The organism is Enterococcus lemanii (assembly GCF_016909125.1).
Classification (GTDB): domain Bacteria; phylum Bacillota; class Bacilli; order Lactobacillales; family Enterococcaceae; genus Enterococcus_I; species Enterococcus_I lemanii.
In genome coordinates, this window is sequence record NZ_JAFBFD010000001.1 from 127,157 (window position 1) to 140,448 (window position 13,292).

The 13,292-nt window shown below is 38.2% G+C and carries 14 protein-coding genes and 1 riboswitch; all 14 genes read right to left on the reverse strand.

All coding sequences use genetic code 11. The features are described 5' to 3' along the window. Nucleotide 1 precedes the first annotated feature (1 nt). Nucleotides 2–1,543: a bifunctional phosphoribosylaminoimidazolecarboxamide formyltransferase/IMP cyclohydrolase gene (gene purH / locus JOD14_RS00590; protein WP_204652737.1), complete on the reverse strand. Its 1,542-nt coding sequence runs from the start codon at nt 1,541–1,543 to the stop codon at nt 2–4. Further along, nucleotides 1,540–2,121, reverse strand: a complete 582-nt coding sequence (purN, locus tag JOD14_RS00595; protein ID WP_204652738.1) for a phosphoribosylglycinamide formyltransferase — start codon at nt 2,119–2,121, stop codon at nt 1,540–1,542. The genes purH and purN overlap by 4 nt, the downstream gene beginning before the upstream one ends. Further along, on the reverse strand, nt 2,118–3,152 hold the full coding sequence (gene purM, locus JOD14_RS00600) for a phosphoribosylformylglycinamidine cyclo-ligase (protein ID WP_204652739.1): 1,035 nt from the start codon (nt 3,150–3,152) through the stop codon (nt 2,118–2,120). Before purM ends, purN begins: the two co-directional genes overlap by 4 nt. A 16-nt stretch (nt 3,153–3,168) precedes the next feature. Further along, nucleotides 3,169–4,608 carry an amidophosphoribosyltransferase gene (gene purF, locus JOD14_RS00605; RefSeq protein WP_204652740.1) on the reverse strand — a complete coding sequence of 480 codons (1,440 nt, stop codon included), beginning with the start codon at nt 4,606–4,608 and terminating at the stop codon, nt 3,169–3,171. After that, nucleotides 4,593–6,815 carry a phosphoribosylformylglycinamidine synthase subunit PurL gene (purL, locus tag JOD14_RS00610; RefSeq protein WP_204652741.1) on the reverse strand — a complete coding sequence of 741 codons (2,223 nt, stop codon included), beginning with the start codon at nt 6,813–6,815 and terminating at the stop codon, nt 4,593–4,595. The genes purF and purL overlap by 16 nt, the downstream gene beginning before the upstream one ends. Continuing rightward, the gene (gene purQ, locus JOD14_RS00615) at nt 6,816–7,490 is read right to left on the reverse strand and encodes a phosphoribosylformylglycinamidine synthase subunit PurQ (protein ID WP_204652742.1); all 675 of its coding nucleotides are present in this window, start codon (nt 7,488–7,490) and stop codon (nt 6,816–6,818) included. A 1-nt stretch (nt 7,491) separates the two neighbouring features. Further along, nucleotides 7,492–7,746, reverse strand: coding sequence for a phosphoribosylformylglycinamidine synthase subunit PurS (gene purS, locus JOD14_RS00620; protein WP_204652743.1), 255 nt, complete (start codon nt 7,744–7,746; stop codon nt 7,492–7,494). Nucleotides 7,747–8,003: 257 nt separating this feature from the next. Next, nucleotides 8,004–9,128, reverse strand: coding sequence for a 5-(carboxyamino)imidazole ribonucleotide synthase (purK, locus tag JOD14_RS00625; RefSeq protein WP_204652744.1), 1,125 nt, complete (start codon nt 9,126–9,128; stop codon nt 8,004–8,006). Continuing rightward, entirely contained in the window at nt 9,112–9,600 is a 489-nt protein-coding gene (purE, locus tag JOD14_RS00630; protein WP_204652745.1) for a 5-(carboxyamino)imidazole ribonucleotide mutase, read from the reverse strand. The genes purK and purE overlap by 17 nt, the downstream gene beginning before the upstream one ends. Nucleotides 9,601–9,795: 195 nt before the next feature. Next, nucleotides 9,796–10,377 carry a xanthine phosphoribosyltransferase gene (locus JOD14_RS00635; RefSeq protein ID WP_204652746.1) on the reverse strand — a complete coding sequence of 194 codons (582 nt, stop codon included), beginning with the start codon at nt 10,375–10,377 and terminating at the stop codon, nt 9,796–9,798. Nucleotides 10,378–10,443: 66 nt separating this feature from the next. Further along, a riboswitch (purine riboswitch) is annotated at nt 10,444–10,540 on the reverse strand. Between the two features lie 78 nt (nt 10,541–10,618). After that, on the reverse strand, nt 10,619–11,320 hold the full coding sequence (locus tag JOD14_RS00640) for a beta/alpha barrel domain-containing protein (RefSeq protein ID WP_379962533.1): 702 nt from the start codon (nt 11,318–11,320) through the stop codon (nt 10,619–10,621). Beyond that, the gene (locus tag JOD14_RS00645; RefSeq protein ID WP_204652748.1) at nt 11,321–11,938 is read right to left on the reverse strand and encodes a glycoside hydrolase family 73 protein; all 618 of its coding nucleotides are present in this window, start codon (nt 11,936–11,938) and stop codon (nt 11,321–11,323) included. Beyond that, nucleotides 11,935–12,747 carry a M15 family metallopeptidase gene (locus JOD14_RS00650; protein WP_204652749.1) on the reverse strand — a complete coding sequence of 271 codons (813 nt, stop codon included), beginning with the start codon at nt 12,745–12,747 and terminating at the stop codon, nt 11,935–11,937. Before JOD14_RS00650 ends, JOD14_RS00645 begins: the two co-directional genes overlap by 4 nt. A 27-nt stretch (nt 12,748–12,774) precedes the next feature. Then, entirely contained in the window at nt 12,775–13,281 is a 507-nt protein-coding gene (locus tag JOD14_RS00655; RefSeq protein ID WP_204652750.1) for a hypothetical protein, read from the reverse strand. Nucleotides 13,282–13,292: the final 11 nt, after the last annotated feature.

Here is a 13,292-nt window from a genome sequence, read left to right on the forward strand (position 1 = left end):
TTTAGTGTTTAAAATGACGAATGTTTGTAAAGAGCATTGTCACGCCATACTTATCAGCCATCGCTATTGAATCTTGGTCTTTAATGCTTCCGCCAGGTTGGATGATGGCTTTAATACCATGTTCAGCTGCGTATTTAACACTATCATCCATCGGGAAAAAGGCATCACTGGCTAAAACAGCACCAGCGATTTTGCCAGCTGCTTCGGCTTGTTCAATCGCAATCTTTACAGAGCCTACCCGATTCATTTGACCTGCACCAATTCCAACTGTTTCGCTTTGGTTTGCTAGTAAAATCGCATTTGATTTCACATGTTTGACTGCTTTCCAAGCAAACGTTAAGGCATCCAATTCTTCTGCTGTTGGCTGTCTTTTTGTTACAACTTGCCAGTCTTGTGTTTCTTCAGCCACGTTATCGATATCTTGTACCAATAGCCCACCTAATACTGAAACGGTCTCTTTTTTCACTTGATTGGCTCCAGCAAAGTCTAACGTTAATAAACGAAGGTTTTGTTTTTTAGCTAATAACGCAAAGGCATCTTCATCAAAAGCTGGCGCTATAATAATTTCTAAGAAGATTTTTTTCATTTCTTCCGCTGTAGCTAAATCGACTGGACGATTTAAAGCAACGATACCACCAAAAATTGAAACCGGATCTGCTTCATACGCACCTAAGTAAGCATCTAAAGCGGTCGCTCCTTTACCTAAACCACAAGGGTTCATATGCTTCACCGCAACCGCCGTTGGGTGCTCGTATTCACGAACAATACGAATTGCCGCATCGGCATCGCGAATATTGTTATAAGATAATTCTTTACCGTGTAATTGTTTCGCTTGGGCAATCGAAAATCCACTAGGTAAAGCATCTTGGTAAAACGACGCATTTTGATGACTATTTTCGCCATAGCGTAACGTTTGTTTTAACTCATACGTCAAGGTTAACTTTTCTGGTTCTGCTTCCTCTACAAATTCAGTTAAATAATTGGCAATTAAAGCATCATAAGCCGCCGTATGACGAAAAACTTTAGCGGCTAAACGTTGGCGAGTAGTAATATTTGTCGCTTGTTGTTCTTGATATTCTGACAAAACAAGGTCATAATCACTTGGGTCAACGACGACTGTTACAAATGCATGATTTTTTGCAGCTGAACGTAACATACTTGGGCCACCAATATCAATATTTTCAATTGCTTCTTCGTGCGTTACATCTGGCTTTAAAATCGTTTCTTTAAACGGGTATAAATTGACAACAACTAAATCGATTGGCACAATGTCATGTTCGGTCATCGCATTCATATGCGTTGGTAGATCACGTCTACCTAAAAGTCCTCCATGAATTTTTGGATGAAGTGTTTTTACTCGCCCGTCCATCATTTCGGGGAATTGCGTCACTTCTTCAATTCCAACTGTTTGAATTCCTGCTGCTTCTAAAGCAACCTTCGTGCCTCCAGTTGATACAATTTCAAAGTTTAAATCAATTAATTTTTGAGCAAAGGCAACGATGCCTGTTTTATCTGAAACACTAATTAAAGCGCGTTTAGTCATTTTCGGTCAGACTCCTTTTTTCGGGTAATATCAGCTAGTACTTTTGGATACCAGTGGTGTTCAAGTTGATGAATTTTCTCTTCTAAAGATTCAAGCGTATCTTCTGGTAAAATCGGTGTGGCTGCTTGTGCGATAATTGGTCCCGTATCAACTCCTGCATCAATATAATGGATCGTAATCCCTGTAATTTTCACACCATAATCATAGGCATCTTTAATCCCATGCAAACCAGGAAAACTCGGGAGTAAAGACGGATGAATGTTAATTATTCGATTGGGAAAAGCATCCAGTAATGTCGGTCCAATAATACGCATATAACCCGCTAAAACAATTAAATCAATTTGATGTTCTAGCATTATTTTAGTTAATTCTTTTTCATATTCTGTTTTATTATTAAAATCTTTAGGAGAAAAACAGAGCGTTTTTACGTCATGTTTTTCTCCTCGGTTTAAAACAAATGCTTTTGGATTATCACAAAATAACAAGGTTAACTCTGCTTCAATTTGACCGGCAGCAACTGCTTGCGCAATCACTTCAAAATTACTTCCATTCCCTGAAGCAAAAACCGCTATTTTCATAATGTTTCCTCAACAAATGCAATCGCTTCTTCTGCTTTTTCAACCACTTGTCCAATGATATAAGCTTCCTCATTTAATAGCGCTTGAACTTGAGCCACTTGTTCGGGGGCAACAGCTAAAATCATACCAATTCCCATATTAAAGATTTCATACATTTCTAATTTTGGAATTTCACCATAAGCTTCTAAATCTTTAAAAATCGGTAATACTGGCCAAGAACCTAATTGAATTTTAGCACTTAAGCCTTCTGGTAGCATGCGAGGAACGTTCTCAACAAAACCACCACCAGTAATGTGCGCAATCCCATTCACTAAGCCGGCTTTTACTAGTGGCATCAATTCTTTCACATAAATCTTAGTTGGCACAAGTAAAGCTTCGTGAACACTAAGATTGGTTTCTTTTAAAAGATCCTCACCAGTTAGACCGTGTTTTTCAAAGAAGATTTTGCGGACTAGTGAGTAACCATTTGAGTGAATTCCTGAAGAAGGTAAACCAATCAGAACATCGCCTGGGCGGATTTTTTCGCCGGTAACTAGTTGACTTTTTTCAGCAATACCTACAGCAAAACCTGCTAAATCATAATCATCTTCTCCGTACATTCCTGGCATTTCAGCTGTTTCGCCACCAATTAAGGCGGCACCTGCTTGTAAACAACCTTCTGCGACACCGGCCACTACGGCTTCTAAGCGTGTCGGGATGTTTTTTCCTGTTGCGATATAATCTAAAAAGTAAAGTGGTTCTGCTCCTTGAGCGATAATATCATTCACACACATTGCAACACAATCAATCCCAATCGTATCGTGTTTATCAGCCTGGATTGCGACCATTAACTTAGTTCCAACACCATCTGTTCCAGAAACAAGGACCGGCTCTTTGACGTCAAGTAAACTTAGATCAAAACAACCACCAAAACCACCTAATGCTCCCATTACTCCTAATCGTTCTGTTTTTTTAACGTGTTTTTTAATGCGTTCAACAACTTCATAACCAGCTTCTACGTCAACGCCTGCTTTGGCATATGCATTTGGCACTTATGATTCCTCCAATTTAAAAACGTGATTTTTTGTCTAATAATGAGGCCTGATAATTGGCTTCATAATCGTATAAGGGGGTGGGAAAATCGCCATTGAAATAAGCCATACAAAGGCCTGTATATGGCGCGTCAAATTTCAAACCGATTGCATCAATCAAACCTTCTTCACTTAAAAAAGCCAATGAATCTGCTCCTATACGCTCGCGCATTTCTTCAATTGATAAATCAGCTGCAATTAATTCTTTGCGCGTTTGAATATCAATTCCATAAAAACAAGGGTATTTTAATGGCGGTGAAGCAATGCGCAAGTGCACTTCCTTCGCACCGGCCTCTTTTAGTAATTGAACAATTCTTTTACTTGTTGTTCCACGAACGATGGAATCATCCACTAAGATTACTTTCTTTCCTTCAACGACCCCTCGTACAGCTGAAAGTTTCATTCGGACACCTTGCTCGCGAAGTTCTTGTGTCGGTTGAATAAAAGTTCGAGCAACATATTGGTTTTTTACTAAGCCTAATTCATATGGAATTCCCGAATATTCTGCGTAGCCACTGGCTGCTGAAAGCGAGGAGTTAGGCACTCCAATGACCATATCCGCTTCAATTGCCGCTTCTTTAGCTAAACGTCTGCCCATGTTCTTACGAGCCGTATGAACATTGACACCGGCAATATTAGAATCTGGGCGGGCAAAGTAAATGTACTCCATTGAACAAATCGCATGCTGAGTTTCAGTTGTAAAGGTATCAACTTTCAACCCCTCATCATTAATCATTACCACTTCACCAGGTTGCACATCACGAACAAAAGCTGCCCCAATGGCCTCTAATGCGCACGTCTCAGAAGCAATTACGTAAGCGCCATTTTTCATTAAACCAATAGACAATGGTCGAAAACCATTTGGATCTAGCGCCCCATATAAAGCATCTTCCGTCATTAAAATATACGCAAAACCACCATGAACTTGTTTTAGACTCGCTTTTAGGCTTTCTAAAAAAGTTGGCGCTTGGTTTTTACGAATTAGATGCATTAAAATTTCTGTATCCGAATTCGAATGGAAAATCGCACCATTTTCTTCTAATTCACGACGCAACGTTTTCGCATTCGTTAAGTTCCCGTTATGAGCAAGGCCAACTTGCCCATCAAAAAAGCGAAATAAAAAAGGTTGAATATTATCGACATGTCCATTGCCTGAAGTAGCGTAACGAACATGACCAATCGCTGCATTCCCTTTTAATTTATTAATTTTTTTCTCATCGGCAAAAACTTCAGAGAGTAAGCCTAAACCACGGTATCCTCTAAGGTAGCCTTCTTCATTTGAGACAATCCCAGCACCTTCTTGACCACGGTGTTGTAAATTATGTAGACCAAAGTAGGTGACGTGGGAGGCTTCACTATGCCCCCACACCCCAAAAATCCCACATTCTTCATTTAAACTTCTTACTTCAGTAGGCATGCAATTGCGCCCTCCCATAGTTGTTTCGCCGTTTGTGTCTTAGTTTGAATTACGCCATCTTTTGCTTGAATGTTTAGTTCACCGCTGGCAGTAACTTCACCCACTTTTGTTGCAAAATCTCCTGCTAAAGCTTCAAAAGCAACTTGATTTTCTGGTTTTACACTAAGTACAAAACGTGATTGTGTTTCTGAAAACAGTTCTTCTTTAGGTAAATCAAAAGTTACGTTAACACCTAAGTCTTTACCAAAAGCACTTTCTGTCACCGCGACTGCTAGACCACCTTCTGCACAATCATGCGCACTAGCAATCAAACCTTTTTGGATTGCATCTAAGACAAAAGCTTGATTTTTCTTTTCTGTTGCTAAATCAAAGTCCATTAATTTCCCTTCAATTTTACCAATTTGCATTTTTTGCAACTCGCTACCGTTAAAGTCTGCTTTTGTTTCTCCGACAACATAAATCAAATCACCTGGCGCTTTAAAGTCTTGCGTTGTAATATGGGCAAGGTCTTCAATTAAACCGACCATACCTATCACAGGTGTTGGGTAAACCGCTTGTCCATCGGTTTCGTTATACATGGAAACATTTCCTGAAATGACTGGTGTATCTAATACACGACATGCTTCAGCAATCCCATCTGCAGAAGTCCACAGCTCCCAGAAAACTTCTGGTTTATCTGGTGAACCATAGTTCAAACAGTCGGTAATCGCTAGTGGACGACCACCAGAAGCGACAATATTACGAGCTGCTTCAGACACTGCAATTTGACCACCGATTTCTGGATTTAAAAACAAATAACGACTATTACAATCAGTTGTCATTGCTAATGCTTTATTTGTACCACGAACACGCAAGACAGCCGCATCACTACCTGGGCGAACAACTGTATTTGTTCGCACTTGACTATCATAAGTTTCATAAACCACTTTTTTCGAAGCGATTGTTGGTTGTTGTAGCAAATCAATTAAAGTTTGTGTCGCATCCGTCACTTCTGGAACAAAATTAGCCATCTCCGCAAATTCTTTGATTCGAGCAGGCTCTTCGTAAGGTTTGTAATAGGTTGGTGCATCTTCTGCTAAAGCATCAACTGGTAAGTTCGCTACTTCTTGTCCGCGATGGTATAGACGATACAAACCGTCGTCGGTTACTTCACCAATGGTTACGGCATCCAATTCATATTTTTCAAATAAATCAACGACTTCTTGTTCGCGACCTTTATGCACACAAATTAGCATCCGTTCTTGTGATTCAGAAAGCATCATTTCATAAGGGGTCATATTCGTTTCGCGTTGTGGCACGTCATCTAGATAAAGTTTTAAACCAGAACCTGCTTTTGAAGCCATTTCTGAACTTGATGAAACAAGGCCGGCCGCTCCCATATCTTGAATCCCAACTAATAAATCACTGTAATCTAAAATCAGCTCTAAACAAGCTTCCATTAATAGTTTTTCCATAAATGGATCGCCCACTTGAACCGCTGAACGTTGTTGTTCTTCACCTTCAGTAAATTCTTCTGAAGAAAAAGTCGCTCCGTGGATACCATCGCGTCCTGTTTTGGCTCCAACATACATAATTGAGTTACCGACACCTTTGGCTTGACCTTTTTGGATATCTTTATGGTCAATTAAACCAACACACATTGCATTAACTAATGGATTTTTTTCATAGCAAGGATCAAATTGAATTTCACCGCCGACCGTTGGAATACCGATACAGTTCCCATAGCCACCAATTCCGGCAACGATTTCTTCAAATAAATATTTTGTTCGATCGTTGTCTAATTCACCAAAACGTAAAGAATTTAACATCGCAATCGGACGGGCTCCCATACTAAAAATATCACGGATAATTCCCCCAACACCCGTTGCAGCGCCTTCGTAAGGTTCAACCGCAGATGGATGGTTATGACTTTCAGCTTTAAATACAACCGCTTGTCCGTCACCAATATCAACAATCCCAGCGCCTTCTCCCGGTCCTTGTAAGACTTGTGGGCCAGTAATTGGAAACTTTCTTAAAACTGGTTTTGAATTTTTATAAGAACAATGCTCACTCCACATGACAGAAAAAAGACCCGTTTCTGTATAATTTGGTAAGCGACCTAAAATATCTTCTGAAATCATACGGTATTCTTCGTCTGTTAGGCCCCATTCCGCATAAATTCGTTTTTCTTTAATTTCTTGAGGAGTTGGCTCCATTACTTTCATCATCTATTCCGTCACCTTTCCAAAATTCTTCAGCATCGAAGCAAAGAAACGCTTGCCATCAACTGATCCTAATAATTCTTCCATCGCACGCTCTGGGTGAGGCATCATGCCTAAAACATTGCCTGCTTTATTCGTAATCCCCGCAATGTTTTCTAAACTACCATTGACATTTTCAACATATTTAAAAACAATTTGATTATTTTCTTTTAATTCAGCTAATGTTGTTTCATCGCAGTAGTAACTACCCTCGCCATGCGCGATTGGCAATTGAATGATTTCATTTTCTGCATATTCTGTTGTAAAACGTGTTTGATTGTTCACGACTTGAATCGGTGTTGTCTTACACATAAAATGAAGAGAGTCATTTCTTTTTAACACGCCTGGTAAAAGACCCGCTTCTGTTAAGATTTGGAAACCATTACATGTACCAAATACCGGCTTCCCTTCTTCAGCAAAACGAATCACTTCATTCATAATATTTGAAAAACGAGCAATCGCACCACAACGTAAGTAATCACCATATGAGAAGCCTCCTGGAAGAAGTACCCCATCAAATCCCGCTAAACTAGTTGCATCATGACGAACATATTCTGCTTCTGCGCCCATCACATCTTTGATCGCCCATAGTAAATCAAGGTCACAATTCGAACCTGGAAAAACAATGACAGCAAATTTCATGTTAAGCTTCCTCCATTTTTTGAATTTCATAGCGATACGTTTCCATATTGACATTCGCTAATAACTTGTCACATACTTCTTCAACCATTGCTTCGACTGGCTTATCACTTGCAGCAACCTTCATCTCAAAATATTTACCAATCCGGATTTCTTCTACTTCTGTGTAACCTAAACGATGAACCGCCCCTTTAACTGCTTCTCCTTGAGGATCCAATACTGATTCTTTATACGTTACATATACTTTAACAAAATGCATTTTCCATTCTCCTTCATAAATAAATATTTTATCAGTGATGTTTAATCAAGTTGATTGTAACAACTAATTTTTTTATTCACAATTAAATATTTACATTTTAATCAAATTCTCTTATTAATGTTCGTGTTTAAGTGGATATAGTTTGTTATATTCACTTATAACCTTAGAAATAAGATATAAACCCTAAAAAAACAAAAAAACAATTAGTAAGTAATTTTATTTACTTACTAATTGTTTTTAGGAAATTAGTATTTGTTTTACCAAATTTTTGTTGCTTTAATTTCTTGTAATGTTTGCTCGATGTTCTCACTCGTAATCGTAATGTGCCCCATTTTTCGACCAACTTTACTTTCTGACTTACCGTAGTAATGGAATTGCCAAGCTGGCTTTTCAGCAATTAAAGCATACGTCTGCTCTAATTCTTCCCCTAAAATATTAACCATTACAGCACTTGATAACAAATGGGCATCCGTCAGTGGCCAACCACAAATACCACGAATGTGCGCGTCAAACTGACTCAGATTACACGCTTCAATTGAATAGTGACCTGAATTATGCGGTCTTGGTGCTAACTCATTAACATAAATGCTACCAGATTCTGTCAAAAACATTTCAATGGCAAGCACCCCATGGAGATTTAAGGCCTGAGCGATAACTTTAGCGATCCGATCAATTTCTGTTGCTACTTCCTGTGAAATTTTAGCAGGAGCAAGCGTCATTTGTAAAATATTATTTTTATGAATATTTTCAACAATTGGAAACGTCGAGAATTCACGACCATTCCCCGCCACAATAATTGATAATTCTTTTGTAAATGGAATCCAAGCTTCTAATTCACAAGTTCCTTCACGTAACAAATTCATAGAAGGTGCTAAGTCAGACATCGTTTTTAAGACATACTGCCCTTTGCCATCATAGCCCCCACGAGTTGTTTTCAAGACACATGGGTAACCAATACTCTCAATTGCATCTTGAATATCCGTTGGGCTAATAATCGTTGCGTAAGGTGCTATCACAATATTATTATTTTCTAGAAATGATTTTTCTAACAGGCGATCTTGGGTAATCGCTAATAAATCTGTCCCTTGTGGAACGGGAACAAGATTAGCAATCGCATTTAAAGCTTCGACGTTGACATTTTCAAACTCATAAGTAATCACATCGCATCTTTTAGCCATTTCTTCTAAAGCAAGCACATCATTATAATCTGCTAGAATATGCCAATCCGCAATTTGACTCGTTGGGCAGTCTTGAGCAGGATCTAAAACCCCCACACGAAAACCCATCTTCTTAGCACTTATCGTCATCATTTTACCTAATTGTCCCCCACCGATAATTCCAATGGTTGCACCTGGCATTAATGGTTTATTCAAATTGATCACTACTTTCTAAAACAGTTTCAGCCATTTTTTGACGTTTTTCTGCTATTTTATCCGCGAGATTTAAATCGTTCATGGAAAGCATTTGTGCCGCTAAAATACCGGCATTGCTTGCGCCCGCCTTACCTATTGCGACCGTTGCAACAGGAATTCCAGCTGGCATTTGAACAATTGATAATAACGAATCTAGTCCACTTAAAGCTTTTGATTGAACGGGTACACCAATTACAGGTAACGTCGTTTTTGCTGCAACCATTCCAGGTAAATGTGCTGCACCTCCTGCTCCTGCAATAATGACTTTAATGCCACGATCGCGTGCTTCTTGCGCAAAAGTAAACATCAAATCTGGTGTACGATGGGCCGAAACAACTTTTTTTTCATAAGGAACGCCTAATTCCTCTAATTGTAAACAAGCTTCTTTCATTGTTTCCCAATCGGAAATGCTTCCCATAATTACAGCAACTAATGGTTTCATGATAATCTCCTTTTCATTCAGTAATTACATATTAGCAACTTCTATCAAGCTAGTCAAAACAAAATTCGAATAATTATTTAATATTTGATTATAATGTTCGCTTATTATAAAAAAGCAAGCGACTCCCCCTTCTTTTCAGGAAATTCGCTTGCGTCTTTTCATTTATTCAAAATAAAAACAACTAATTTTAAACTTTTAAGCATCCGCCTCTAAAAAAGTTACTTCGCCTTCTTTTAGTGATGCAATTCTAGCTAAAGAAACCACTTCTAAGCCCATTTCTTCTAGCAGTTGGCGCCCATCTTGGAATGATTTTTCAATTAAAATTCCAATTCCCTCAACACTTGCTCCTGCTTGTTGGCAAAGTTCAATCAAGCCTTTTGCCGCTTGACCATTTGCTAAGAAATCGTCAATAATTAACACGCGATCTGATTCATTTAAAAATTTTCGTGAAATCGAAATCGTACTCGTTACTTGCTTTGTAAAAGAATAAACAGAAGCAGTCAGCAACTCCTCATTCATTGTCAAACTCTTTGATTTTCGTGCAAAAATCATTGGTACACCTAATTGACGTGCGCAAAAAATCGCAGGTGCAATTCCAGAAGACTCAATTGTGACCACCTTTGTAATTTTACGATTGGCAAACACTTCAGCAAAAAGATGCCCCATTTTCTCCATCAGTTCGGGATCCACTTGATGGTTAATTAAACTATCAACCTTTAGGACGCCATCTCCTAACACGTCCCCATCTTGCTGAATTCGTTTGACTAACTCTTCCATTATAATAACGACTCCTTTATCTCAATATATAAAAAATACCTTTTTGCGCTATAGCAAAAAGGCGTTTGAAACACATTTTTAACTTATAGTCCAATATTTACGGTATTGGGTAGAAACGGCCGACCAATTACGGCATTATATAAGCAATGACTAATTATGAAAAACACACAGTTAATTATGCGCTTTTATTATTAAAAAAACAAGCTTTTAGAGCAATTCTCCCCTGTTTTTCATCAAAATATTATTTTTCAAATTCTAGTCGTTCTTTTTCTCGATAGACTTCCATTTTTTTACTAAACAATTTCCCATTTGATGGTGGAGTAAAGGTAATGGCATTTGCTCCTGCTTCAATCACAGCTAAGATTGTTTCATCTGTCGGTCCACCTGTTGCAATAATTGGCAATTCTGGATAATTTTGGCGAAAATGTCGAACAACTTCAGCCGTTTCTTTTCCAGCACTAATATTAATTATTTTTACGCCACAGTTAATTTTTTCGTCAATCGGAGTATACTTACTTGTAACCGTACTAACAACAGGAATATCAACAACTTGACACACTTCGCAAATAGTCTCTACCGGGGTTGGTGCATTTAATACGACCCCAATTGAGCCTTGGGCTTCTGCAAATAGACTCATGTACGCCGCTCGACTTCCTTGTGTTAAACCACCGCCAACACCAGAAAACACAGGAATATCTGCTGCCTCAATAATACTCTTTGTAATCGCAGGATGCGGTGTAAAGGGATACACTGCAATGACCGCGTTGGCATTCGTATTACGGATAATGGCAATATCCGTTGTAAAAATAATTGAACGAATCTTTTTACCAAAAATAATAATCCCACTTGCTTGATTAATTACTTCAGGCACTTTAACAATATCTTTACGTAACTCGGTAGTAATATTAGGGATAAAATCTGAACTCAAAAAAAACACTCCCATCTAATCATATTGATATAATTGATATGTCTCAATTACGTGAATTACTTTTTCGGCATAATTCGGGTCCGTCGCATAACCTGCTAATTGTAGCGCATGAGCGGCCTCTTGATAATTCGTCGCTGTTAAAACACCCGCATATTTATTTGGGTCCCAATCTACCCCATTAATAAATAATTTTGTATGATCATCCATTGACTCTTCCCACGAATCATACACACGAAAGTCACCTTGAATCACAACCCATTGTTCGTTGAAGAATTCCTGGGTGTCCAAGGTCACTTTTCTTGCATCACCATACGCTTTAATTCCAAATAAATTAAAATAGTGACTGGCTAATTGACTCGTACCCCAGTTAGACTCTAAAATAGCTTGACCAATAATAATACTCGGCAGCACGCCATAACCTGCTTGTAACTCTTGTGCATGGGGAAGTAATCGCGAAATAAACTCCTCTTCTGAGTAACTACTTGCTACTTGTTGCCCATAAGCATTGTCTGGGCTTCTTTGGTCTGACAATGCACGCAAAGACAGTACGAAGGAAAAAGAAATTAGTAAAAGACCACTGATTATAAAAGGAATTTGGCGATTTCTTTTCATTCTTTTCTTTTTTTTCTTCATTCTATCCCTACTTTTTCTATTTCTTTTAATTGTTGAAGATATTCTTCTAAAGTTAAATGGTGTTCTTCGATATATTTCGCATTTCCCACGCCTACATAACGAAAATGCCAAGGTTCATAAGTAATTTTAGTCATACTTTCTTTTTCTTTTGGATAGCGTAAAATAAAACCATATTCTCTTGCATGTTCCGCTAACCATTGCCCTCCTGCTGTCTCACCGAATTTTGTTGATAATGGCTGATCTGTGTAATTATTATTCCAGTTTTGGTCAATCACATCAAAGGCCAATCCCGTATGGTGCTCACTATAACCAGGTTCTGTAGATGTTTCTTTCACTTGTTCAATTGCTTCTGCTTCACTAACGCCTTGACTCGTCAAGTCGTTTACATACCCTTGAAAAATTTCTTCTTGGTAAGAAATTGAACGATATGCTGAAATTAAAACAAGTGGAAAACCCGCCTGTTCCGCTGCTTGCGTGAGTTCCTGGTACGCGTCTATTATTTTTTGGTGTAACAACATCCCATTTTCTAAAGTGATCAATTCACTCGCTGGCACTTCTGCTGCTAACTTGTGCTCTGGCCCAACTAGAACAAGTGACCAATCTGTCGTTTTTACGGCAGGTAGCGATGGTGTACTCGTTTTTTCCTCATTGCTTACTTGCGCTGACTTCGTCTTATCACCGTTAACTTTGGCTTGTTGCGTCACATCTTTTGCCTGTGCACCTTGATAAGGTTGTGTAACAAACAAATTAATTCGATACACAACAAAAATTGCTAAGATTGATGCAAAACTTATTTTTAATACTTTCATCAAACGACCTCTTACTTATTTATAGATTTATACATAATTTTCTGCTAACTCTTGATTAATCCAATCTAATAATGCCACTTCTTGACGAACTATTTGATTTTGGATTTCTGCTGGTAACCTAAAATTTAAAACATCGTCAAAACCCCATTCGCCATATTCCAAACTAACCCTTAAATCAATAAAAGCTTCTTCAGGAGAATCATTTAATTGCTTTATTTCAACAACTCCACCACTTGAGTTCAACCATTTTTTTGCGATTTTTATTTTCATTTTTTTATACTCTAAAACCGCCACTTGTCGTTTTTCAGGATAAATAATTGTTTGACGCAATATTTTTTGTAATAGCATCCACTCATAGTCACTAAATATATTTTTTACTTTTTGGTTTTCTTCAGCTGATAATTGGGTTTTCCCTTTTTTCCAGTTATCCCAACGTTCTTTAGAGATTCCCAATTGTTGTTCGTAAAACTCTGCTTCTGACTGGTAAATTTCTCTCAATCCACCTAAAATCAAAGTGATATAAATTTCATGCATAAAAAAAATAC